The following is a 25,731-nucleotide window of genomic DNA, read 5'->3' as shown; positions in this document are numbered from 1 at the left end:
ACAAAAGCAGAATAGGGAGGAAAAATAAAATGCTGCGTATTCAACGTTTAATACGTATCTTACAGGCTCATCAATATAAGGATTCACTTGAAATTCAAGGTTGGACATCAAAAAAAGCTCAATATGTTAACCCTGGAGAGTATTCCTACCATAACGAAAACTTAGAAAGTTTACTGATAAATATTGGTGATTTAGTTACGGATTCTGGTACTACAGCTTTTCTTGACAAAGAAGTAGAGATCCCTAGAAATTGGCAAAATGATACCGTAGGGATTTTATTTAAAGTAAATGGTAATGGAAAGCAATCATACTGTGAAAGCCTTATCTCAATGGAAGGAATACCAATACAAGGTCTGGATCGAAATCGTGATCTAGTAATAATTCCTCCTGAAAAGTTAGGAAACAAAGTGTTGCATATCCAAGTTGAAATATTTAACCCAGTTGGGATTCCAAAAGATCATCTGCGTGGATTTAACCTAGTTGCAGGTCCAGAAACAGATCCACCACCAGGATATTTAGAACAGAGTAGTTTGGTTCTGATAAATAAAGAAGTTCAAAGTCTTTTATACACATTGGAAGTTTGTTATAAGACCGCTACATTATTAGATAAAAGCGATACTCGCTACCATTTACTCCACAAAGCTATGGGACAGGTAGTTGATCAGCTTGGTATGCCAAGTAAAGAAACACTCCTTGACCAGAATTTACTTAGAAAGATGGAGGCAGGATTAAATCAAACAGTTAATGATTTATCAGGTTTTAGAGAAGGGACTATTCGAGCCATTGGTCAATCGCATATCGATATTGCATGGTTGTGGCCTATTAAAGAAACAATTAGAAAAGGCTCTCGTACATTTTCTAGTGTTTGTACATTATTAGAAGAATATAACGATTTTGAATTTGCTCAAAGTCAACCTCAGTTATTTTCTTTCTTAAAAGAATACCAACCAAAAGTTTATGAACGAGTGAAGCAAAAAGTTGCAGAAGGCCGGTTTGAAATTATTGGTGGTATGTGGGTAGAACCTGATTTGAATATCCCTTCAGGAGAATCCCTTGTCCGACAACTGCTTTATGGCAAAAAATTTTTCAAAGATGAATTTGGTGTAGAGCCCCGAGTAGAGTGGTTACCAGATACATTTGGCTATTGTGCATCTTTACCACAAATACTAAAAAAAGCTGGAACAGACTATTTTATGACAACAAAACTAAATTGGAATGATACCAATCGTTTCCCATATGATCTATTTAATTGGGAAGGAATTGATGGTACTAAGATACTATCTTACTTGCATAATATTCTTGGCCAGCAAACAGAACCAGCAGATATTCATCGTACATGGGAGGATTATAACCAAAAGAACGAATTTCCTGAGAGAATGTTGGTATATGGCTATGGTGATGGAGGCGGTGGTGTCACAAGGGAAATGATTGAGTATTTGGAACGGTCTAGCAATCTTCCAGGCCTTCCGGATGTAAAATTTGATAAGGTGCATGACTTTTTTGACAGGATAGATTCGAAAAAGCCGCAATTACCTAACTGGTATGGGGATTTATATTTAGAACTCCACCGTGGTACTTATACTACTCATGCAAAAACGAAAAAGAATAATAGAAAAGCAGAGTCTCTTTATCGAGAACTAGAGATTTGGAATAGCTTAGCTCACATCACTTTAGGTACAACATATCCGATGGAGGAAATAAACAAAGGTTGGCAGCTAATCATGCTCAATCAGTTCCATGATATTGTACCAGGTACATCGATTTCACCTGTATATGATTTATCAGAAAAACAATATAATGAGTTATTTGATAAAGGAACAAGATTAAAAGAGGAAGCAATTAAGTATATTACTCAATCGATTAACACTGAGGGACCTGGTCAACCAATTATTCTACTAAACAGCCTTAGCTGGACTCGTGATGAAATGATAACGATTACCGGAGGAAAAGAACTATTAACTAAAAAAATTATTGATAAACAAGGGAACAGCTATAAAACAGATTTTATCGTAAGTGATGATGAAAGTGTAACACTCCATACATACATCGATCGCATTCCTGAAATGGGTTATAAAACAGTGTGGTTAGAGGATGCTGATCAACAAGAAGTCGCACTTTCTAAAGAATTCAGTGATCATTGGGAGACCCCTGTTTATAAAGTAGAATTTACTAATAATGGTTGGATAAGTCGATTATATGATAAGAAAGCTGATAAAGAGATTATTAAAGATGGAGAATATGCGAATGAGTTGCAAATATTCGATGACTTACCAACTGATTGGGATGCTTGGGACATAGATCCGAACTTTGAAAAGCAGCGTGCAATAAATCCCCATTTAATTGACTCTAAAGTAATTTATAAAGGGTCTGTTTCTGATAAATTAGAATTTATTTGGAAAGTGAATCATTCATTGGTTACTCAAGAAATTACCTTTTATCATAACAGTAAAAAAATAGATTTTAAAACAACAGTAGATTGGTTAGAAAAACATAAACTTTTAAAGGTTGCATTCCCAGTAAATATTTATAACTCTAAAGCGACTTATGAGATTCCGTTTGGTTCGATTGAACGTGCTACTCATAATAATACAAGTTGGGAACAAGCTCAGTATGAAGTATGTGGACAACGATGGGCAGACCTTTCAGAGGGGAATTATGGTGTAAGTTTATTAAATGATTGTAAATATGGTTATGACATAAAAGGAAATAAAATGAGACTTTCACTTTTACGTGCTCCAAAATGGCCTGATACCCAAGCAGATCTAATGAAGCATGAATTTACTTATTCATTATTCCCTCATGAAGGGGACTGGAGAAACGGAGATACAGTTAAAAAAGGCCAAGAGTTAAATTCTCCAATTACTGTTGCTATGACATCTGCACATTCGGGTGAATTACCAGATTTGATGGCATTTATAAACACAAAGAGTGAGAGTGTAATCGTTGATTCAATCAAACAAGCTGAAAATAAAGATGGGATTATTTTGAGACTGTATGAATCCAAAGGAAGTGAAACTTCTGCTATTTTGCAATTTGGACAAACGATAAATGCTATAAATGAAACGAATTTACTTGAACAACCAGTTACTAAATTGTCTATGAAAGACGGACAAATCAGTCGGAAATTTCATCCATATGAGATTAGTACATATCACATAATGAAGTAGTTTTGGAGGTTTAAATTGGAAGATAAAAAGGTTATCCACATTATTTCACATACCCACTGGGATAGGGAATGGTACTTGCCATATGAGAAGCATCATGTCCTTTTAACGAAGCTGATGGATAGGCTGTTGGAAACATTGGAAAGCAATCCTGATTTTAAAAGCTTTCATCTTGATGGCCAAACAATCATTTTAGATGATTATTTACAAATTTACCCTGATATGAGAGAAAAGCTTCAAACGTTCGTCAGAGAGGGAAGACTTCAAATCGGCCCTTGGTATATTTTGCAGGATGAATTTTTGACAAGTAGTGAAGCTAACATCCGTAATCTTCAATACGGAATGAAAGATGCAGCGCGATGGGGAGGCGTTTCAAAGATCGGCTATTTTCCGGATTCATTTGGAAATATTGGCCAGGCTCCACAAATCTTAAGCCAGGCTGGAATTAACAATGCTGTCTTTGGAAGAGGTGTGAAACCAACTGGATTTAATAATGCCGTCAGTGAAGCAGAAAATTTTGAATCACCTTATTCAGAAATGCTCTGGAGCTCCCCAGATGGGTCATCTGTTCTCGGTATTTTATTTGCCAATTGGTACTGTAATGGGAATGAAGTTCCAACAAATGAAATAGAAGCACAGAAATATTGGGATCACCATATTGCATCCTTAGAAAAATATGCTGCAACTCCACATATGCTCATGTTGAATGGCTGTGACCATCAACCAATACAAACCGATTTGCCAGAAGCGATTCGAACGGCTGAAAAGCTATATCCGAATATCGAATTTGTTCATTCAAATTTTAATGATTATGTGGGCAAACTTGCAGAAACACTACCAGAAAATTTAAAAGTAATTGATGGAGAGCTACGAAGTCAACAAACGGATGGATGGGGAACTCTCGTTAATACAGCATCAGCACGCGTATATCTTAAACAAATGAATCAATTTAATCAGGCACTCCTTGAGAAAGTGGCAGAACCTTTGTCTGTATTTGCATACCTGCAAGGAGAAGGTTACCAGCATCACTTAATTGAATATGCATGGAAGACATTAATGCAAAATCACCCGCATGACAGCATTTGCGGCTGTAGTGTCGATGAGGTTCACCGTGGAATGGTTACAAGATTCGAGAGGAGTAAACATGTAGCTGAGATGATAATTGATGAAAGTCTTGAGTCCATTTCCGAAAAAATTAATACCACTCGTTTTGAAAAATGGGGTACTGATGCCCTTCCATTCACTGTATATAATACGACGGGATGGGATCGTACCGGAGTTGTTAAGATTACACTTGATATAAAAAAGGATTACTTCGCAGCAGGAGTAAACAAACGAGCGCTTAAAGAATTTCCATTAGGGGAAAGAACATTAGTTGATGATACAGGTACTGAATATCAATATAAAGCGGAAGATTTAGGAATATTTTTTGATTATGATCTGCCAGAAGAGAAATTCCGTCAACCATATATGGCTAGAAGGGTTTGCCTTACATTTGAAGCAGAAAAAGTTCCTGCGCTTGGGTATAAGACATACGCATGGATTTCAGCTGCTAAACATAAGGATACTAGTTCCTTGATCGTTAATGAAAATGAAATGGAAAATAAATATGTAAACGTAAAAATTAATGAAAATGGTTCCTTAACTATGACTGATAAAGCAAATAGACGTACTTTTGAAGAATTATGTGTGTATGAAGATACAGGAGATATTGGAAACGAATATATGTATAAGCAGCCAAATAATGAACAAGCACTTACAACAAAAGATTTAATTGCAAAGGTAAACATTATTGAAGATACACCATTTAAGGCTGCATATGAGATTGTTCATGAATGGGCAATCCCTAAAAGCGCATCAGATTTACTGGAAAAAGAGCAAAAGGAGCTTGTCTGGTTTACTGGCAGAACGTCTGCACGCGTGGAGGAAGTGGTTCCGTTCATCATAAAAACAGTCGTAACGTTAGAAAAGAACAGTAAAGGTATAAGTGTGAAAACATCTTACAATAATCAAGCGAAAGATCACCGCCTCAGGGCATTATTTCCGACGGATATTCAAACAGACGTACATTATGCTGATTCAATCTTTGAAATAGCAAAACGTCTCAACGAGCCTTCACAGGAATGGACCAACCCAGATCATTCACAGCATCAACAAGCATTTGTAGATGTGAGTAATGATATCGCAGGCTTAACAATTGCAAATCTTGGATTAAATGAGTATGAAATCATCCGTGATGGGCGGAATACGATTGCGGTAACCTTGCTGCGTTCTGTAGGTGAGCTTGGTGATTGGGGCTACTTCGCGACACCTGAGGCACAGTGTTTAGGAGAGCATTCTGTTTCATTTCGTATTTATCCACATGAGGGAAAGGCTGGTACAACGAAGGCATATCAAGATGCATATCAATACCAGGTACCGTGGTCATTGAAACAGACAGGTCTTCATGATGGGGAGTTGTCACCTGTCCATTCATTTCTCCAATGGGAATCTTCAAATCTAGCTTTCTCTTCTATGAAAGTATCTGAACAGTCTGGTGATGTCATGGTGCGCTGGTTTAATATGGCTGATGAAAGCGATACTCTTATAGTCAAGTCTTCAGCATCTTTTCATCATGCTTATATAAGTAATGTGATTGAAGAAAAAGGGAAATCATTACATGCGGATGGCAATGAAGGTGTTCAAGTCCCGGTTCGTAAGCATGAAATCGTTACAGTTGGATTTGAAAAATGAATCCGTAAATAAGCGTTTAAAATGTGTGGTAGGAAAAAATCAGTTGCACACTATAAAAAATACTAAAAAAGGAAGGTACTGTATGAAAGGACAGTTACCACGATCAATGAAAGCATTAATAGATGAAGTAAAAACAGCATTCACTCATGATCAAAAAGTACAAGCGATGTTTGAAAACTGTTTTTCCAATACGTATGAAACAACAATTCGACCTCAAGGTGATGGAACGACGTTTGTGATTACCGGTGACATACCTGCAATGTGGCTGCGAGATTCAGCTGCACAGGTTCGTCCGTATTTAATACTTTCTGAATATGATGAGAAAATGGCCGACATGATTGAAGGTGTTATAAAAAAACAATTCTCCTTCATAATCCATGATCCATATGCAAATGCGTTTAACGAAGAAGCAAATGGAAACCGCTTTCATGATGACAAGACGGAGATGACCCCTCTTCTATGGGAACGAAAATATGAAATTGATTCACTTTGCTATCCAATTCAGCTGTCGTATTTATTTTGGAAATCAACTGGAAGAACATCTCATTTTAAGGAATTGTTCCGGGAAGCTGTTGCAAAAATAATTGAAACTTGGAAGATGGAGCAAAACCATGAAGAGAAGTCCAACTACTTCTTTGAAAGGGATAACTGCGCTGCGCAGGATACATTATCACATGGAGGAAAAGGGGCTCCTGTAGGGTACACAGGAATGACCTGGAGTGGTTTTCGTCCTAGTGATGACGCTTGTCAGTATGGCTACTTAATCCCTGCCAATATGTTTGCTGTCGTTGTTTTGAAACAATTAAAGGAAATTGCTGAAAAAGTCCTTGTTGATAAAAGTCTTGCGAAAACAGCATTAGAATTGGCAAATGAAATTGATCAGGGGATTCAAAATTTTGGTAAGGTAGAACATCCAGTCTATGGAACAATTTACGCCTACGAGACAGATGGCCTTGGAAATTACAACCTAATGGATGATGCAAATGTGCCTAGTCTTCTTGCGCTTCCTTATTTAGGGTATTGCGATGTGGAGGATCAAGTTTATCAAAACACAAGAAAATTCATTTTAAGCTCTGAAAACCCTTATTATTACCAAGGGAAGGTGGCGAAAGGGATTGGCAGTCCACATACACCTGAGCAGTATATTTGGCATATTGCTCTTGCGATTCAGGGGATAACAGCATTAACAAGTAAGGAGAAAGAAGAAATTCATGATCTGTTTAAAAATACCGATGCAAATACAAACTTTATGCACGAAGGATTTCATGTTGATGAACCTGAAAAATTTACGAGACCATGGTTTTCATGGGCCAATTCGATGTATAGTGAATTTTTATTAAGTCAATGTAATCTATTTGTGAAAGGCAGTGCTTTAGCAAAGTAGCAGGTATATGATAGAGAAACTTCATTTAAATAGTAAAAGTTTAATAGGGAGTGTATAAAAAGTGAATGTAATAGATCCTGTACGCGCGTTTCATTTAAGGTTTGGATCACATGACTTGGTTGAGCTATTCAAGGAATTTATCGAAAAAGTATTGGCCCCAAAAGGAATAAACCATTTGCTATTGGAATGTAATACATCTTTTGTATTTGAGTCTCACCCAGAAATCACTGATGGAACCTTAACAAAGCAGGATGCAAGGGAAATAGCAGCAGTATGTAAAAATAACGGGATACGACTTATCCCATTATTCCAATGTCTTGGGCACCAAGGTTGGGGCGGAGCGCCTAATTCAATATTGAAAGCGCATCCTGAATTTGATGAAACACCGTATGTGCCATTGGATGCAAAGTGGCCGGAGATTTTCTGCAGAAGCTGGTGTCCGGAACATCCAGACGTTAATCAACTTGTATTTGGGTTAATGGATGAACTTATTGAAGCTTTTGATGCTGATGCATTTCATGTTGGTATGGATGAAGTGTACGAAATAGCAGATGATAACTGCCCTCGCTGCAAAGGAAAGGATCGAGCTGATTTGTTTGCGAAGGCCGTTAATGATATGCATGGGCATTTAGTTGAAGATCGCGGCGTTGAAATGTTTATGTGGGGAGATCGGTTAAACGACAGTGAAAAAATGGGCTATGACCAATGGGAAGGGGACACGTTTGGTACACATAAAGCAATTGATTTTATCCCTAAAGATATTGTGATGATGGATTGGCATTATGAACGATTGGATTTGTATCCTTCGATAGGAAATTTTATTGAAAAAGGCTTTACCGTTATTCCTGCCTGTTGGTTTAAAACAGATGCCGCTATAAATTTGTTAAACGAAAGTAAACATCAGGCAAAAGAAAAAAGGGCAGAAAGTAAATTGCCCGGCATGATAGTAACATCATGGAACAACTGGGATAAAGAATCTTTTGAAAGGTTTATCACTATGCCACCTAATCCTTTTGGATGTGATGAAAAATTAGAAGAGCTTGATGAGTTATATCGCACAATGGAAATAATAACGAAAAATCTATCGAATAGAATGTAAATCTACTAAATAAGAGGTAATGTGAGATGAAATTAGGATTAAGTACGTATAGTCTGTTAGATGCAATTAAAGCGGGAGAAATGGATGTTTTAGATGTTATTGAATGGATTGCTGCTAATGGTGGAGAGCATATGGAAATTGTCCCTTATGGATTTAATTTAGTAGATAACGTGGAACTTGCAGATAAAGTGCAAGAAAAAGCAAAAGAAGTTGGCATTGAACTATCAAACTATTCAATGCCGGCAAATTTTGTCCAGGATACCGAGGAAGAATTTGAAGCAGAGGTAGCACGGCTGAAGGAACATGTAGATCTTTTAGACCGTATGGGTATTAAACATATGCGTCATGATGTGACTGCATTTACATTACCATCTGAGAAAACAACCATTGAATACTTTGAAAACAGCCTACCGCAAATCATTGAAGGAAGCCGACGTATCGCTGACTATGCAGCAAAATTCGACATAACAACGACAATTGAAAACCATGGTGTTGCTGTACAACATAGTGATCGTGTCCAACGAGTCCTCCAAGCAGTGGACAGACCTAACTTTAAAACAACATTGGATGTAGGAAATTTTATGTGTGTGGATGAAAACCCCATTGTAGGTATAAAGAAGAATCTACCTTATGCCTCTCTTGTTCATTTTAAGGATTTTTATTTCCGCCCTTATTATGAAGATCCTGGTGCAGGAAAATGGTTTAAGACATCTAACGATAACTTTTTAAGAGGTGCAATTGTTGGACAAGGTGATATTGAAATAAGAGAAATTGTAAAATTGATTAAAGATTACGGTTATGACAGTTATATCACACTTGAATTTGAAGGAATGGAAGAATGTAAAGAAGCTTGTAAAATTGGAATGGAAAACCTGAGACGGTTTTGGGAGGAAGCTTAATTCTTAAAAAGTAATTTCACGAGATTAAGATATTCATAAAACCGGTGAATTAGAAAGGAATGAAAATATTGAAAGACCAGGAAGTAAATCACGGTGTCCATAATTATAGTGCAGAAGAGAAATGGATGAAACCGAAAGATCTCGTGATATTGGAACGTTTGGAATGGTTTAAGGACCAAAAATTGGCCTTGATGATGCACTGGGGGCCATATTCTCAGCTTGGTGTTGTGGAATCATGGGCTCTAAGTGATAAAGATTCTGATTGGTCTCGTACAGATATTGACTGGGAAAAAGATGGCGAGGAATTCAAGCGACAATATTTTAATCTAAATAAAACCTTTAACCCTGTTCGATTTCAACCAGAAGTTTGGGCTGATTTAGCGGCAGAAGGCGGTTTTAGATATTTAATTTTCACGACGAAACATCATGATGGCTTTAGTATGTGGGACACGAAAGAGACGGATTATCGTATTACTTCTTCAGATTGTCCTTTTCACAGGCATAAGTATGCTGATATATGTAAGCATGTTTTTGATGCTTTTCGTGAGAAGGGTTTGAGTATAGCTGCATATTTTTCTAAGGCAGATTGGCATACGCCTTACTATTGGACTCCTGGCATGGATCAGGGCAAGGAGATGTGGCGCGGTCCCTCTTATGATCCAGATGAATATCCATGGTTGTGGGAAAAGTTTGTGGCTTTTACACATAATCAAATTATGGAACTAATGTCCAAATACGGTCGAATTGACGTATTGTGGTTAGATGCAGGGTGGGTTGGTAAAGGAAAACAGGATATTCGTCTTGCAGAAGTGGTGGAAAGAGCACGTGAAATACAGCCATGGTTAATTTCAGCTGACCGTACTATAGGAGGGGAGTTTGAAAACTACATTACCCCTGAACAGACAATTCCTGACAGTCCGATGAATGTGCCATGGGAAAGCTGTATTACAATAGGGACCTCTTTTTCTTTTAAATATGAAGATAAGTATAAGTCTACACGAGAAATTGTACACACGTTGATTGAAGTCATATCTAAAGGTGGAAATCTTGCTCTAAATGTTCCACCACAACCTGATGGGCGCTTACCTGAGGGAGCAATAAAAAGGATGAAAGGACTTGGAGCTTGGTTGAAAGTTTACGGTGAGGCTATCTATGGTACTCGCATTTGTGCACCATATTTTAAAGATAATTTTGCTTTTACAAGAAAGGGAGAAACAGTTTACTGCTTCCGATTATATCAAGACAAAGATGATCTTTATAGGGATGAATATGTTTACATTCCTTATAATGAAAAGGTTTCTCGTATAGATATGCTTTGCGGTGAAGAACATCTTGCATTTAATCAGGCGGAAGGAGGAGTATCTGTAAGAATGCCAAAAATAGTGGAAAAGGAAGGAGATACTCCGATTGCTCACGTATTTAGGCTAACCTAATTAATCATTTTTTTAACAAGGCTGAAAATCGTAGTTATTTTACGAAAATCACAATCTTTTAGTTAAAAATCGCAAAAAAAATCCTCTGCACCGGTTATCTACCATATTATCGCCCATTTCTTGATAGGGTGTATCTGTTTTTAACATGTAGTAAATGATTCGGAATACTGGACGCGCAACTGCGATGATGGCTTTTTTAAACCTTTCGTTTTAAAACCCTTCTATAAAAGTTATCCAATTGTGTATCTTTGAGACTTTTGTGGATCTGGATGGATTACTAAAGACTGACATTAACGCAGTAATCATGTGTTCTGAAAATGTGAATCATTAAGAACATGTGTTGAAATTGGCAAGCTATAAAAAAACAAATTTTATGTGAAAAACCGATTGCTACTGAAGTCGAAGATGCTACAGCAATGATTATTACTTGCGAAAAAAATGGTGTTATTTTTACAAGTGGCCAAAACGTGAAAGATATCATTTAATTTGGAAAAATCGGTTAAGTTACTGCGGTAAACTGTTCTTTAAAACGTAATGAGAATAAATAGTTAGTGAGTAATTTTAGTTAAATGGAGGACTATTAATGAAGCTTGGTATGAGTTCCTACAGTTTAGCAGGAGCAATTAACTCAGGGGAAATGACGATTTTGGATGCTATCCAATGGACGGCTGATCAGGGCGGAGAACATATTGAGCTTGTTCCAATGGGTTTTAGCTTGACGGATAATCCAGGGTTAATAGAAGAGATTCTTCAAAAGACGGAAGAAGCAGGTATTGAAATTTCAAACTATGCGATTGGTGCTGACTTTCTGAAGGGTAATCGGGAAGTATTTGAACAAGAAATTGTAAGAGTAAAGAAAGAAGTTGACATTGCAAATCTATTAGGTGTAAAGCTAATGAGACATGATGTAGCATTTAAACCCGCTCAAGTGGCAACCATTAAACAATTCGAACTGGATTTACCTAGATTAACAGAAGCTTGCCAAAAAATCGCTGATTATGCAGCACAATATGACATAGTGACAAGCGTGGAAAATCACGGTTTCTATGTTCAGGCTAGTGAAAGGATCCAGCGATTAATCCAGAATGTATCCCGACCTAATTTTAAAACGACACTTGATACAGGAAATTTCCTATGTGTGGATGAATGTCCAATTGCAGCAGTGAAGAAAAATATTGCCTATGCATCAATGGTTCATATGAAAGACTTTTACTACCGACCTGCTTCTTCTTATTTTCCTGGTGAAGGTTGGTTCCAATCTGCTTCAGGTAATTATTTAAGAGGAGCAATTATCGGTCATGGTGATATTCATTTATATGATGTTCTACACGTTATTAAACAATCTGGCTATGATGGGTATATTTCCATCGAGTTTGAAGGATTAGAAGAGTGTAAACGAGGATCTAAGATAGGCTTAGATAATGTTAGGAGAATTTGGGAAGAACTATAAGGTAAAGGAGTTAACATAAAATGGGGAAAATAAAAGTTGCTGTAATTGGAGCAGGCTCTATTTCCGAAATGCATTTTGAATCCTATAAAAATAATAACGAAGTTGAAATCTATGCTGTTTGTGATATGAATGAACAAAGAGCACAAGAAAAAGCAGAGAAATATGGTGCCCCAAAATATTATAAAAACTATCAGGATTTGCTAGTAGATTCAGAGGTTGATGCAGTCAGCATTTGCACATGGAATAACTCACATGCGGAAATATCAATTGCTGCATTAAATGCAGGGAAACATGTTTTAGTTGAAAAACCATTATGTAAAACAGTTGATGAAGCGTACGAGATAGAAAAAGCTGCAAAGGAAAATAGCGGAAAAGTACTTCAGGTTGGTTTCGTTCGCCGGTTTGGAACAAATACTCAAGTATTAAAGAGCTTTATTGATTCAGGAGATCTTGGTGAAATTTATTATGCAAAAGCATCCTGTATCCGAGCTTTAGGTAATCCTGGGGGGTGGTTTGCTGATAAGGAAAGATCAGGTGGTGGGCCTTTAATCGATTTAGGAGTCCACGTTATTGATCTGTGCTGGTATTTAATGGGGAAACCGAAGGTCAAATCAATCAGCGGAAACACGTACAATAAATTAGGTAACCGCTCAAATATTGTAAACAAATCATTCTACAAAGCAGCAGATTATGACCCTGACAAGAATACGGTTGAGGACTTAGCCAATGCCATTATCCGGTTTGAAAATGGTGCTTCTTTAATGGTAGATGTCAGTTTTACTCTCCATGCAAAGGAAGAATCAATCGCTATTAGTGTGTTTGGAGACAAAGGTGGCGCAGAAATCGAACCTAAACTTCAAATTATAACAGAAAAAAATAATACGATTTTAAATTCTACTCCACAAATAGATTCTTTATCTTTTGATTTTAATCAAGGATTCCAAAATGAAATTGATCATTTTATATCTTGTGTTAAAGGTGAAACAGAAACAATCAGCCCGGTTCAAGACGGCGTAGAAATGATGAAGATATTGCTTGGTATATATGAATCTAGTGAAAGAGGAACAGAGATTAACTTCGAATAACAGATGGAAATCTCAAGTAAAGAAACAGATCATAGCTGTTGAAAAAAGTTTCAGCAGCTATTATTTTGGGAGTAGCAATTGACGCATATATTGAAAAATCGACACATATAATTAAATTCGATGAAACAACATAAAAAATTTAATGTGATGTTATTATGGATATATAAATACAGCTGGAAAATCATCAAACTTAAACCAATTGGAGACACCCATTTTGATCAATATTTTTTCAAAATGGGTTTTATTTATTTATATCGTCCGCTAAAACAAGCCTTCCCTTAGCATTAGTCCGTATTGAACCTAGAAAGGTGCGTAATTACATATGTGGTATATATCCCCTTTATCCCATGTACATATGTTAACAATCCAAAATTTCTTTTTAGTAATAATGTTGTCCCCAAAATATATAATATTCAGCATTAATAATATAAGGAGAAGTAAACGACAAATTAATTAGGATTTCTCAATGGTGGTCGGTACACTCCCAGCAGAAAGGGGGTGGTGCCACATGATAGTATTTAAAGTGTTTTCACGTGTTTGCAACTTTAATCGTTATAGTACTGTCGTTTAACCTTAAAAAATAATCCACCCTGACTTGGTCAGCTTGGGTGGATTATTCAGCCTTTGACTGATCCCCCTTGAAAGGAGTCGTTCTTAAGAACGTATGGATAAGGAGGGCGTCAAGGTTTCTTTATGCACAATGTAAGTCGTGTATGCTCAAAAACGATAGCGAAGAAGTCGGTATTATATACGGATTCGATCCCAAATAGGTGTCGGCCTATTCTTAACTTCTACTTTATAAAGAAATAGCCTAAGGTCAAAGGATGTATTACATTCCTATAAAGAAGAATTTTCGCATTTCTTTTAGCTCACTGTTATGATACCATCCGTACCTTTTCGGACAATGCCCGTTTTTTCAAGGTTTACTGATGTTCCTTCAGGTAAGTTGGTAAAAACTATCGGTGTTATGATCGAAGGGATATTTTGTTTAACATAGTCTAAATCGATTTTAATAAGTTCCTGCCCTTTTTTCACTTTCATTCCTTCCGTAACGAATGCCTCAAAACCTTTTCCATCTAACTTTACGGTATCTAGCCCGAAGTGAATTAATAGTTCATACCCTTGCTCTAATCTTAATCCAATCGCATGTTTTGTCGGGAATATGTTAATAATTTCTCCGTCTGCAGGCGCGACGACCGTGTTATCGGTTGGTTCAATCGCTAATCCGTCACCCATCATTTTTTGTGAGAACACTTCATCAGGTACTTCCGTCAAGGAAATCAATTTTCCACCAATAGGTGCCGCAAAATCTTCACCATTTAGTGGAGCAAGCTTTTGATCTACTTCTGATTGATCTGAGATGCTTTCTTCCTTGATTGCTGGTGTTGATTTCTGGCTTATTTGTTTCTTCATGGCAGTCGAAACAAATTCAACGTCAGTACCCACAATAACCTGCAAATTGGTTTTGTTGAGCTTCATAACCCCTCTTGCCCCATGTCTTTTTAATTTTGTTTCATTTACTGTGGACATATCCTTTACCGTCATCCGGAGTCTCGTCGCACAATTATCTAAAGATGTGATATTCTCTCTTCCACCTAAGTCATTTAGAAAGTGAGAGGCCATTTCATCATATTTGTCTCCAGAACCGACAATCTGCCACTCTTCATTACTGTCTTCCTCTTTATCAAGCTCTTCTTCATCTTCACGTCCTGGAGTCTTAAGGTTAAATTTCTTAATAAGGAAATAGAAAATCACAAAATAAACCGCGCCGTATATAAGTCCTATTCCAAGCAAGAGCAAAGCTCTCTGGGCAATACCAAAGTTCAAGATATAGTCAATGGCTCCAGCTGAGAACCCAAATCCATGATGGATATCAAGTACATAGGTAATTACAAATGAACTCGCTGTTAACAAGGCATGTACACCATAAAGTAAAGGTGATAGAAACATAAACGAAAACTCAATTGGTTCAGTAATCCCTGTTAAGAAAGAGGTAAACGCCATACCGATTAACAATCCTGTAACCTCTTTACGACGGCTTGCCTTTGCAGCAGCAATCATTGCTAATGAGGCTGCTGGTAAACCGAACATCATGATCGGAAAGAAACCAGCGATGAAAATACCAGCATCTGGATCGTGTGCGAAGAAGCGATTTAAGTCGCCTGTAGCGCCGTTAAAATCTCCAAACACAAACCAGACAAGACTATTTATAACGTGATGTAAGCCAACTGGAATAAGAAGTCGATTTAAAAATCCATATACTCCGACTCCAAGTGCGCCGGCATCAATAATCCATTGACCAATCGAATTAATACCTTCCTGAACTGGGGGCCAAGCGAAACCAAATATGAAGGCTAATACGACCATGGTCGCAGCGGTAACGATTGGTACAAATCGTTTTCCACTGAAAAAACCTAACCATTGAGGTAACTTAACTTCATGGTAACGATTATAGAGAAGGCCGGCGATGATACCCGATAAAATACCGCCCAAAACTCCCATATCGATCTCTTTATTAATGGCTTGCGTTCCATTGGTTAATACTAAAAATCCGGTTGCACCCGCTAATCCTGCAGCACCATTACTGTCTTTCGAAAATCCAATTGCAACTCCAATCGCAAAAATAAGTGCTAGGTTAGCAAAGATTGCATCACCTGAATTTGCTATAACTTGACTTAACCGTCATATTCACTGGGTTACATCCCGGTATCAATTGAATAATGACTCATAGATAGGGATTGTAACTGAACGGAAACAAAACCTAAGTTGATGAGAGGTGATTACGTATATTTGTAACCCTTATCAGCTTAGTTTTTTTATTTAACGTCAGAAAGAAAGTTTTTAAAATGGATGATCTTATAAGAAAAAACTTTTTTCTATTCTTTTATCAAAGTATCTCTAAGAGGGTTGTAGGGAGTAAGATCTACTTTAATTTCATCCCCAACCATAAGTTTAGCTGCCAGTAATCCTACATATGGACCCATTGTTAGACCTATTGATCCAAGTCCAGTAGCAATGACTAATCCTCTTAAAGATGGAACTGTTCCTAACAATGGTAAATTATCAGACCTTAAAGGTCTAAATCCGATTCTAATTTCGTGTAATGTACTATCAAAGAGTCCTGGTGATACCGATAGAGCTTCGGTCATTATCTGATTTATGCCACCTGCTGTTGCCCTGTAATCGAAGCCTGATCCTGTTTCTCTTGTTGCGCCAACCACAACTCGTGAATCGTCAAAACTAACAAGATAATGATTATTTTGTTGAAAAACGATGGGCCATTTAGAAGTATCTTCATTTTCTACTTTCAGATGGATGATTTGCCCACGCTGTGGTTCAATGTCAAGCTCTATACCTAGAGGTAACAATAACTCTTTTGCCCAGGCCCCAGCTGTAACAATCGTAGCATCAGCTAAAATAACATCCCCATTAACTTCTACACCAACTACAGTATCATTAACTACCATTAAACTAGCTACACCTTTACAGACCTTGGCTCCATGTTTTTTTGCAGAACTTACCAAAGCATTTTTTAAAAGTCTACCGTCAACTCTTGCGCCTCCAGTTATATGAACCGCTTCTAAATCATCACGTAATGGAGGAAAAAGGGATTGGGCTTCCTTAGATGTTAACCGGCTTATATTTCCAACCTCCTTATTTTCTTCTTTACATCTTTTTGCCTTTTGTTCAAATAATTTTAAGTCATCTGGATTATTGCTTACAGCTAACGCACCAACAAGACGATAACTTGTTGTACTTTCACCATCTGATTCAAGTTCATTAATTAATGATGGATAATAGCATGCACCCCTACTTGCCAAGGCATACCAATCCGGATTATCTATATTTGAAATCCAAGGGCATACAATTCCTGCTCCAGCGGCTGTAGCTTGCCCTTGAAGGAATTGATCAACAATAATAACTTCGGCACCCTTTCTTGCTAAATGGTAAGCGGTACTAGATCCAACAATCCCGGAACCAACAATAACTACTTTCATTTGGTCACTTCCCTTTCAAGGTTTTTTGTAACTAAAGTCTATACTGGCCACAGCTTAAATGGTCTTTTATAGATTTTTACAAGAAAAACCTTATTTCCTTTAAATTTAAAAAACTTTTTTATTAATTTGATTAAGATCCATTTTATTTAATCAAGTCAGGGAAATTGAAATTTAATTTTTTATTCTGAAAATTATTGCTTTTTGTACTACTTTTCTATAAAATAACCTAATAAACGTTAGGTGGTGATTTTTTGGGGAAACAGGAAGTGATTGACGCAGCGATCAACCAGTACTCATTGAACGGTTATCAAGGGGCTACTTTACAGAAAATCGCGAAGGAATTGGGGATCAAGCCGGCCTCGATATATTTCTATTACAAAAACAAGGAATGCTTGTTCATCGATGCGTTTCAGCAGCTGCTGGACAACCATTTTACTGAGATGAAAAAAATCATGAAAGAGGTGGAAAACTGTCATATCAAGGTGATCTTCACTTCATTGATCGATGGCTCGATTGCCTATCATAGGGCAAGCCCGCGGGAAACAAAGGCATATATATCATTGGTTACAGCACCGATTCCAGAGATACAGATGTATTTGCAAAACAATATGCTTTCTTTTAATGAATGGCTGGTAGATGCTCTATATTCAAATCTGAACCGGGATTATCCCCATATTTCAGAAGAAGAGATGGATAAAATCATAAAAAAATTCATCCTTATCGCGAACGGAGTGTTCTGGTCATTCAATGTGTACAAGGAAGAAAACTTTTTTATCCAACTGGAACTAGGTAAAGAAATGATTGAAAACATCATCAATCAGATACCAGATTAATGGCAGCCTATTTTTTATTAAAAAAAGATCAATCAAAAGGAGGGGAAATGTTATGGTTGAGGGATCAGAAAAGAAATTTGTCAATGATTATGAAAGGAAACCAGTGCCACAGGAAAAACGGAAAGGCTGGTTTGCGTTATCGATTGTTTGGTTGGGAGCAATCATTGCATTATCCGCAATTGTTCTAGGCGGAACACTTGGCGGTGGTTTATCGTTTGGAAAGAGTATTCTAGCCACCTTCGTTGGAACATTCGTATTGGCAGTTTTAAGCGCATTGTGTGGAATTGTCGGAGCCAAGACAGGACTCTCCACTTCCTTGGTATCAAGGTTCGCGTTAGGTAGATACGGTTCTTATGCTGTATCGGTCATCATAGCGATTGCATTATTCGGGTGGTTCGGTGTCCAGCTCGATTTATTCGGTTCGAGTTTACGCTATATACTGCTGGAAGTTTTTTCGGTTGATGTTCCAGCGAAGGCATTGGTCATATTAGGCGGGATCCTGATGACCACGACTGCTGTTATCGGTTATAAGGCAATAGAAAAACTAAGTTTTCTCGCGGTACCTTTACTTGGCCTATTGCTTGTGGCATCCCTTGCAAAAGTTATGGACAACCGATCCTTTTCTTCGATTATCGATACCCCTTTAAGTGGGGACCCATTGACGGTCGGACTGTCGATTTCCCTGATTATCGGGTCTCTTGCAATAGGTGCGATCATCGGTCCAGACATCTCAAGATATGCAAGAACTACGAAAGATGCTGTCATCTCATCCTTTGTCGGATTTTTTGCCGGTTTCAGTGTCGTGTTGATCATTGCGGTCATTCTAGCAAAAGCGACCTCCAAAGCAGACATCGTCGAGATCATGCTCGGGTTGGGCTGGGGAGCCGCAGCGATGGCCATCCTGATTTTAGCTCAGTGGACAACGAATGATAACAATCTATATTCCTCAGCACTTGGGTTCTCTGTCATTTTCAGTAAAGCACCGAAATTCGTATTGACGATCATTGCTGGATTCGTAGGGACAATGATGGCCCTCGGCGGTATTTATGATAACTTCATACCGTTTTTGATCTTTTTAAGTGCATTGATTCCACCAATTGGGGGGATCTATGTCGGGGATTACTTCGTCAATCCGAAAAAATATGATTTTCAATATATCGGTCAGATGAAAAACGTGAATGTAACGAGCTCGATTGTATGGATTTTGTCAGCACTATTAGCTTTCATGACAACACCTGCTCCAAGTGGATTCGGTTTATTCACTCTGACAGGGGCTTCAGGTTTGGATGCCTTCATCGTGGCATTTGGCTTACAATTGATAGTTTCGATCATTTTAAAGAACAATCAAATTAAACGAAATGAATATAGAGAGGTAGGCTAAGAGATTATGAGACTTATTGGCAAACAGGAAATCGAAGATATCGCCGTTGGAGCTGCACTTTTAGGGACGGGCGGCGGAGGTGATCCGTATATCGGTAAGCTGATGGCACTCCAGGCGATCGAGGAATATGGCCCGGTCAAGTTGATCAGTGTTGATGAAGTTCCGGATGACGCCTTGATCGTTCCTTCCGCAATGATGGGCGCTCCTACCGTCATGATTGAAAAAGTGCCAAGCGGTGAGGAAGCGATCGGGGCATTTGAAGCGTTAAAAAATTACTTGGGAATAGAAATATTTGCGACGATGCCGATTGAAGCGGGCGGGGTCAACTCGATGATCCCTTTTGCTTTGGCAGCGAGATTGGGTCTGCCTATCATTGACGCGGATGGAATGGGAAGAGCGTTTCCGGAACTCCAAATGGTGACCTTTTATCTAGATGGTATTTCGGCGACACCGATGGTTTTAGCCGATGAAAAGGGCAACAATACCGTATTGAATACGATCAATAACGTTTGGGCGGAACGAATTGCTCGATCCGCTACTGTAGAAATGGGTGGGTCGGTCATGCTTTCGATCTATCCGATGCAAGGAAAGACAGTTAAGCAAGCATCGATCCTCAACATTTTGACATTGGAAGAGGAAATCGGCCGTAGGATTCGCGAAGCTAAAAAAGCCAACAAAAACCCGATTGAAGAAATCCTTGATGTGACGAACGGGTATAAGCTTTTTACAGGAAAAGTGACGGATATCAACCGGAAGACGGAATCAGGGTTTGCTCGCGGGACGGCTACGATTCATGGCCTTGATGAAAATAAGGATAATGAGCTGTACCTTCAGTTTCAAAATGAACATTTACTGGCCCGTACGAAGGATCACGTAAAATGTGTAACCCCGGACTTGATTGCTGTATTAGATGCAGAAACAGGAATCCCGATTACAACAGAAGGATTACGGTACGGTGCGCGTTGTGTCGTTATCGGTATGCCGTGTGATCCGAAATGGAGGACACCGAAAGGGATTGAAACGACGGGTCCTGGGTACTTCGGCTACAATGTCGCATATACACCGATCGAGGAACTGGTAGAAAGGGGCGTGAAATAAAATGTGCAGTTATCGGATTGGAATAGACGTAGGTGGAACTCATACAGATGCGGTCCTTTTGGATGAAAACTATCATGTCGTTACCGAGGTGAAACACCCGACAACAGAAGAGGTAAGTACTGGGATCTATGAAGCATTGAAAAAAGTGATCCGGGGGTCAGGTGTCGCTGTGGAGGACATTCATTACGCAATGCTCGGTACGACACACTGCACGAATGCGATTGTGGAACGGAAAAGATTGAACAAAGTTGCGGTTATCCGTATTGGAGCTCCTGCAACATTAGCGATAAAACCAATGGTCGGAGTGCCGGATGATTTAAGAGCGATCCTCGACCAACATACGTATATTGTCAAAGGTGGACATGAGTTCGATGGTCGTGAAATCGTTGAACTGGATCAAGCTGAAATCTACAAAATTGCTTATGAGATTAAAGGAAAAGTGGACTCGGTTGCGATCACGTCCGTCTTTTCACCCGTATCCAATCAACATGAGTTACGGGTTGCAGAGATTTTGATGGAGGTGCTTGGTGATGAAATCCCTCTTTCGTTATCGAGCGAAATCGGCAGTGTTGGACTTATCGAACGTGAAAATGCGACGATCTTGAATGCATCAGTGGTTGATGTGGCAAGGACGACAGCGAATGGATTCACGCAGGCGTTAAAAAGGGAAGGGGTTGACGCAAAGGTATTCTTCGGGCAAAATGACGGAACCTTAATGTCTGTTGAATACACGGTGAAATATCCGATTCTAACAATTGCGTGCGGACCTACAAACAGTCTAAGAGGTGCCTCCTATCTTACGGACCAGTCGGATGCGTTGGTGGTAGACGTCGGTGGAACGACAACCGACATCGGTGTCCTGATAAGCAAGTTCCCACGTCAATCCTCACTCGCTGTAGAAGTCGGCGGAGTGAGGACCAATTTCCGCATGCCTGATATCGTTTCAATCGGTTTAGGTGGCGGGACGATCATCGAGGTATTGGACGATGGGGAAATAAAGGTCGGACCTGAGAGTGTTGGCCATCGATTGCCTGAGAAGAGCTTGATTTTCGGAGGTGAGACTCTTACGACAACGGATGTAGCCGTTGCATTAGGCATAGCTGATCTAGGCGATCGAGAAAAAGTCTCTCATTTGGATCAAGATTTATTACAAAGAGTGTACGCAAAAATGGTTGAAATGCTGGAAGAAGCAATCGATAAAATTAAAACAAGTTCAGAGCCTGTTCCAGTCGTTCTAGTAGGCGGAGGAAGCATCCTGTTCCCGAACGATTTAAAAGGAGCATCAGAAGTGTTGAAACCGAACCATTTCGGAGTTGCGAACGCAATGGGGGCAGCGATTTCCCAAGTAAGCGGGCAAGTGGAAAGAATCTTTTCCATGGACGAGCTTGGCAGGGAGAAAACTCTTGAGCAGGCGAAGGATATGGCACGTGAGGAGGCAATCAAAGCCGGCGCCGATCCTTCTGACCTAACAATAGTCGATCTTGAAGATGTACCATTGTCTTACGTACCTGGTAACGCAACAAAAATTCGAGTGAAAGCAGCCGGCACATTATTGAAAACACGTAAGGAAGAGTATACAGGGACCGTAAAATAAACGAAAGTTTTTCCTTGAAGCGATCTGATTTTCCAAATACTTGGAATCAGGTCGCTTCATTTTTATATGTTTAACAAGATCTACCTGCAGCCTTTGAACAAAGAAGGGCAAGCTGACTCTCTTTCACAAAAAGCAGGGGTCGTGTCATCAATTAGATTATGCATAGGTTCATAGATTATGTGATATTGCATGGCGTCTCTAGGGGTGTTGATGAGAGCTGTTTCATGCAATAGGAAAATGGAGGGGAATATTGTTAATAATCTAAAAATTCCTAATTGGCATAGAAATTGCAATATGAAATAATAACTAAAATTTAAGGAGGGAATTAAATTTGAAATATGACACACACCTTTCAAGATCTCTATCATTACCTTCTGTTGTTGTATTCGGCTTGGCTTTTATGGCTTTAACCACTGTCTTTAGTACATATGGTATTGCTTCGCAGCTATCACATGGCATGGTAGCAGGGTCGTATATCCTTGCTCTGATCGTAATGCTCTTTACTGCATATAGTTATGGACAAATGGCGAAAGAATATCCCATTGCCGGATCAGCATATACTTACGCACAGAAAGCGATCAATCCTTTTGTCGGATTTTTGGTCGGGTGGTCAATTTTAATGGACTATCTTTTCATACCGATGGTCAACTATTTGTTATTTGGTATTTTCTTCTCTGCAGCAATACCAGGGGTTCCGCCTCAGGTTTGGATCACTGGATTATTAATCCTGGTCACCCTTGTAAACATAAGGGGAGTTAAACTCGCAGCAGGAGCAAATATGATTGTTATTGTGTTCTCGGTATTGTTTTTACTGATCTTCTGTATTCTATCTATTAAATCAATTCTACAAGGGACAGGTACAGGGACCCTATTCAATATCGAACCGTTTTTTAATCCTGATGAAACATTTTCTCTGATCGTTGCCGGAGCTGCGTTGCTTTGTTTTTCATTTTTAGGATTTGATTCAGTAACGGCATTTGCCGAGGAGACCGTCAACCCCAAAAAGAATATTCCCCGCAGTCTTATTTTGGTAACGTTGATCGGTGGCTTTATTTTTATTGTAGTTTCCTATTTATCACACAATCTATGGCCGGATTACATGAGTTTTAGTAACCCTGACTCAGCCGCATATGAAATCATTGGACTAGTTGGAGGAAATGTCCTGAGCACGACCTTTTTAGTAGTAACCGCTTTTGTAGTTTTTGGTTCCGCAACAGCATCATTAGCAAGTGCTTCCCGTGTGTTGTTTGCAATGGGAAGGGATGGACAGCTTCCTGAGAAATTTTTTGGGAAGCTGCATAAGAAATATAGGACCCCCGTCAACAACATCCTTTTAATATCTTGTTTATCCTTGTCAGCGCTATTTTTAAGTCTCACTTTGGTGGCATCATTCATTAACTTTGGAGCATTTCTAGCGTTTATTTTTGTAAATATTTCAGTCATCTTTTTGTTCTTCCGAAGGAAGAAAGAGAGGTCCTTTAAAGGAATTGCATTATATGTCGTCGTTCCTTTAATCGGTGCATTACTTGACTTGTGGCTCCTTATTAATCTTGACAAGTATTCTTTGATTCTAGGAAGCGTTTGGTTCGTGTTAGGTGTTGTATATCTGTTGTTTTTGACGAAAGGATTCCGGAACAGACTCCCAGAAATTCAATATGAAGAAAACATTTCATGACTTACCTTAAACAGCAGCTTTTAAAAAATAAAAATTTATTTATGAGGAGAGATATGATGAATACAGCTGATATTTTACTCCGGGGTAATGTGATATTCACAGGGGTAGAAGATGAGCCGATGTCAGGGTTCATTGCGATAAAAGATAATCAAATTTCAGCAGTAGAAAAGGGAGGTAATGGAAATCAATATATAGGGACATCGACCAAAGTTTATGACTTTAAAAATCAATTGATCATGCCTGGTTTTCATGATGCACATCTACATTTGATGCTCGGAAGTTTATTCACTGATTTTTCGATCGATTTATCGACTGCCACTTCCTCTGAGGAAGTTGTACAGAAGGTAAAAGAATTTTCACGTAGTAAAGATGATGGCGAATGGATCATTGGAAATGGATGGGATGAAGGAAGCTGGGAGGACGTGAGTGTCCCTCCAAATCGGAAGATCCTTGATCGGCATGTTCCTGATTCTCCAGTAATTTTATTTCATGCTGAAGGACACTATGCATGGGTGAACAGCAAGGCGTTGGAAATTGCAAATATTACCCGAGAAACTTCAAACCCGCCCTATGGAGATATTCAGAAGGATGACAATGGAGAGTTGACAGGCGTACTGCTTGAAACAGCTGTATCATTAGTATCGGATAAAGCATTGTTGTTTCCGAGAGAACGGCAATATGAATTGATGGAAAGTTTTCTAAAACACGCAGCAAAATGTGGGGTAACATCTGTCAATGACTTATACGCCAGTAGGGCGCTAGCTGGTATAGAAGATTATGAGTTTTATAAGGAGTTTGAGGATCAAGAGAATTTGACTGTACGTGTTCACCTATACCCGGCACTGGATGGGAATTTTGAACGTGTGAAAAATCTTAGAAAGAGATACAAGTCCCCAAAATTGAAGTTTACAGGATTGAAGCAATTTATAGATGGAGTCGTTACGGGCTACACAGCGTTTATGTTGGACCCATATAAAGACCGCCCAGAAACCAAAGGGGAGACAGCTTTTTCACCGGAACAAATTAAAAAATGGGTTGTTGAAGCCGATAAAGAAGGGTTTCAGATTCGTTTCCATGCAATTGGTGACGGGGCGGTCCGGTTAGGTCTAGATGCGTTTGAAGAAGCTCAGAACATTAATGGGAACAGGGATTCAAGGCACGCCCTGGAACATATTGAAGTCATACATCCAGAGGATATAAAACGGTTTGAAACTTTGGGAGTGATCCCCTCCATCCAGCCTTCTCATTTAGCTCTTATGCCAAGTGAAAATCATACTTCAAGGATTGGTGAAGAAAAAGACAATAACGCTTATACGTGTAAATCATTATACGAAGCGGCTGGAAATCTAGCATTTGGAACTGATTTTCCAATATCTCCATTGGATCCAATCAAGGAAATCTATTATGCAGTAAACAGGATAGATTATAGTGGCGCAAGAATTTGGAATGAACAAGAACGGATTCCGGTTGCTGCTGCTTTAAAAGCGTATACTTCAGGTGCTGCCCATAGTGTCTTTAGAGATCATGAGCTTGGGACATTAGAACCTGGGAAGCTGGCTGATATCGTTGTTTTAGATAAAGACTTATTTTCGATACCTGCGGAAAAGATAAGGGAAACGAAGGTGTTGATGACAATTATGAACGGAGATGTTGTCTTCGAAGAGAAATATACCCTGTTGTCAAATTAAAGGAAAAAGTACCGAGTGCGGAAGCTGTAGATTTTATTATTGTCATAAATAACTTGAAAGATGAAGCTATCGTTCAAAAAGAAAAGGTATAAAGACAAACACCAGACGGATTCGTAGAATCCGCCTGGTTTATTTTTAAACGTGACATTTTGGAAGAGTAATACCTGTTCTTGACAATTCAGTCAGAGAAACGTCATTTTGTTATCAGTTTTGTTAA

General features: G+C 38.7%; 17 protein-coding genes. 15 read left to right on the top strand and 2 right to left on the bottom strand.

Annotated elements, in window-relative coordinates; translation table 11 throughout:
- The first annotated feature begins 29 nt into the window (after nucleotides 1-29).
- The 9 genes from KOL94_RS09335 (at nucleotide 30) to KOL94_RS09295 (ending at nucleotide 13,247) form a co-directional block, all read left to right on the top strand.
- On the top strand, nucleotides 30-3,167 hold the full coding sequence (locus tag KOL94_RS09335; protein WP_221565944.1) for an alpha-mannosidase: 3,138 nt from the start codon (nucleotides 30-32) through the stop codon (nucleotides 3,165-3,167).
- Between the two features lie 15 nt (nucleotides 3,168-3,182).
- Nucleotides 3,183-5,897, top strand: coding sequence for an alpha-mannosidase (locus KOL94_RS09330; RefSeq protein WP_221565941.1), 2,715 nt, complete (start codon nucleotides 3,183-3,185; stop codon nucleotides 5,895-5,897).
- Between the two features lie 82 nt (nucleotides 5,898-5,979).
- A complete protein-coding gene (locus KOL94_RS09325; protein ID WP_221567646.1) occupies nucleotides 5,980-7,281 on the top strand; it encodes a glycoside hydrolase family 125 protein in 1,302 nt (433 codons plus the stop codon).
- 61 nt (nucleotides 7,282-7,342) lie between these two features.
- Nucleotides 7,343-8,380, top strand: a complete 1,038-nt coding sequence (locus KOL94_RS09320) for a family 20 glycosylhydrolase (RefSeq protein WP_221565938.1) — start codon at nucleotides 7,343-7,345, stop codon at nucleotides 8,378-8,380.
- Between the two features lie 26 nt (nucleotides 8,381-8,406).
- A complete protein-coding gene (locus KOL94_RS09315) occupies nucleotides 8,407-9,279 on the top strand; it encodes a sugar phosphate isomerase/epimerase family protein (protein ID WP_221565936.1) in 873 nt (290 codons plus the stop codon).
- A gap of 59 nt (nucleotides 9,280-9,338) precedes the next feature.
- On the top strand, nucleotides 9,339-10,712 hold the full coding sequence (locus tag KOL94_RS09310) for an alpha-L-fucosidase (RefSeq protein ID WP_221565933.1): 1,374 nt from the start codon (nucleotides 9,339-9,341) through the stop codon (nucleotides 10,710-10,712).
- A 356-nt stretch (nucleotides 10,713-11,068) separates the two neighbouring features.
- On the top strand, nucleotides 11,069-11,197 hold the full coding sequence (locus tag KOL94_RS25620) for a Gfo/Idh/MocA family oxidoreductase (protein WP_311775172.1): 129 nt from the start codon (nucleotides 11,069-11,071) through the stop codon (nucleotides 11,195-11,197).
- Nucleotides 11,198-11,295: 98 nt separating this feature from the next.
- Complete coding sequence (locus KOL94_RS09300; protein WP_221565930.1) at nucleotides 11,296-12,162, top strand: sugar phosphate isomerase/epimerase family protein; 867 nt, start codon at nucleotides 11,296-11,298, stop codon at nucleotides 12,160-12,162.
- A gap of 20 nt (nucleotides 12,163-12,182) precedes the next feature.
- Nucleotides 12,183-13,247, top strand: a complete 1,065-nt coding sequence (locus KOL94_RS09295; RefSeq protein WP_221565927.1) for a Gfo/Idh/MocA family protein — start codon at nucleotides 12,183-12,185, stop codon at nucleotides 13,245-13,247.
- An 864-nt stretch (nucleotides 13,248-14,111) separates the two neighbouring features.
- On the opposite strand, the gene KOL94_RS09290 is transcribed toward KOL94_RS09295, so the two are convergent.
- Nucleotides 14,112-15,914 carry a glucose PTS transporter subunit IIA gene (locus KOL94_RS09290; protein WP_221567645.1) on the bottom strand — a complete coding sequence of 601 codons (1,803 nt, stop codon included), beginning with the start codon at nucleotides 15,912-15,914 and terminating at the stop codon, nucleotides 14,112-14,114.
- Between the two features lie 209 nt (nucleotides 15,915-16,123).
- A complete protein-coding gene (locus KOL94_RS09285; RefSeq protein ID WP_221565924.1) occupies nucleotides 16,124-17,245 on the bottom strand; it encodes an NAD(P)/FAD-dependent oxidoreductase in 1,122 nt (373 codons plus the stop codon).
- A gap of 251 nt (nucleotides 17,246-17,496) precedes the next feature.
- Here KOL94_RS09285 and KOL94_RS09280 point away from each other — a divergent pair, with 251 nt between their 5' ends.
- The 6 genes from KOL94_RS09280 to KOL94_RS09255 all read left to right on the top strand — a co-directional run bounded on the left by KOL94_RS09280 (nucleotide 17,497) and on the right by KOL94_RS09255 (nucleotide 25,514).
- Nucleotides 17,497-18,078, top strand: coding sequence for a TetR/AcrR family transcriptional regulator (locus KOL94_RS09280; RefSeq protein WP_221565921.1), 582 nt, complete (start codon nucleotides 17,497-17,499; stop codon nucleotides 18,076-18,078).
- A gap of 52 nt (nucleotides 18,079-18,130) precedes the next feature.
- Complete coding sequence (locus tag KOL94_RS09275) at nucleotides 18,131-19,459, top strand: cytosine permease (RefSeq protein ID WP_221565919.1); 1,329 nt, start codon at nucleotides 18,131-18,133, stop codon at nucleotides 19,457-19,459.
- Between the two features lie 6 nt (nucleotides 19,460-19,465).
- Nucleotides 19,466-20,557, top strand: coding sequence for an S-methyl thiohydantoin desulfurase family protein (locus KOL94_RS09270; RefSeq protein WP_221565915.1), 1,092 nt, complete (start codon nucleotides 19,466-19,468; stop codon nucleotides 20,555-20,557).
- Nucleotide 20,558: 1 nt separating this feature from the next.
- The gene (locus tag KOL94_RS09265) at nucleotides 20,559-22,151 is read left to right on the top strand and encodes a hydantoinase/oxoprolinase N-terminal domain-containing protein (RefSeq protein WP_221565912.1); all 1,593 of its coding nucleotides are present in this window, start codon (nucleotides 20,559-20,561) and stop codon (nucleotides 22,149-22,151) included.
- A gap of 331 nt (nucleotides 22,152-22,482) precedes the next feature.
- Nucleotides 22,483-23,826, top strand: a complete 1,344-nt coding sequence (locus KOL94_RS09260; protein WP_260412267.1) for an APC family permease — start codon at nucleotides 22,483-22,485, stop codon at nucleotides 23,824-23,826.
- Nucleotides 23,827-23,882: 56 nt separating this feature from the next.
- A complete protein-coding gene (locus KOL94_RS09255) occupies nucleotides 23,883-25,514 on the top strand; it encodes an amidohydrolase (protein ID WP_311775121.1) in 1,632 nt (543 codons plus the stop codon).
- Nucleotides 25,515-25,731 lie beyond the last annotated feature (217 nt).

Origin of the sequence: Alkalihalobacillus sp. TS-13, assembly GCF_019720915.1 — a bacterium.
Classification (GTDB): Bacteria; Bacillota; Bacilli; order Bacillales; family Fictibacillaceae; genus Pseudalkalibacillus.
The sequence above is the reverse complement of the archived record's forward strand: the minus strand, read 5'-3'. Positions and strand labels throughout refer to the sequence as shown.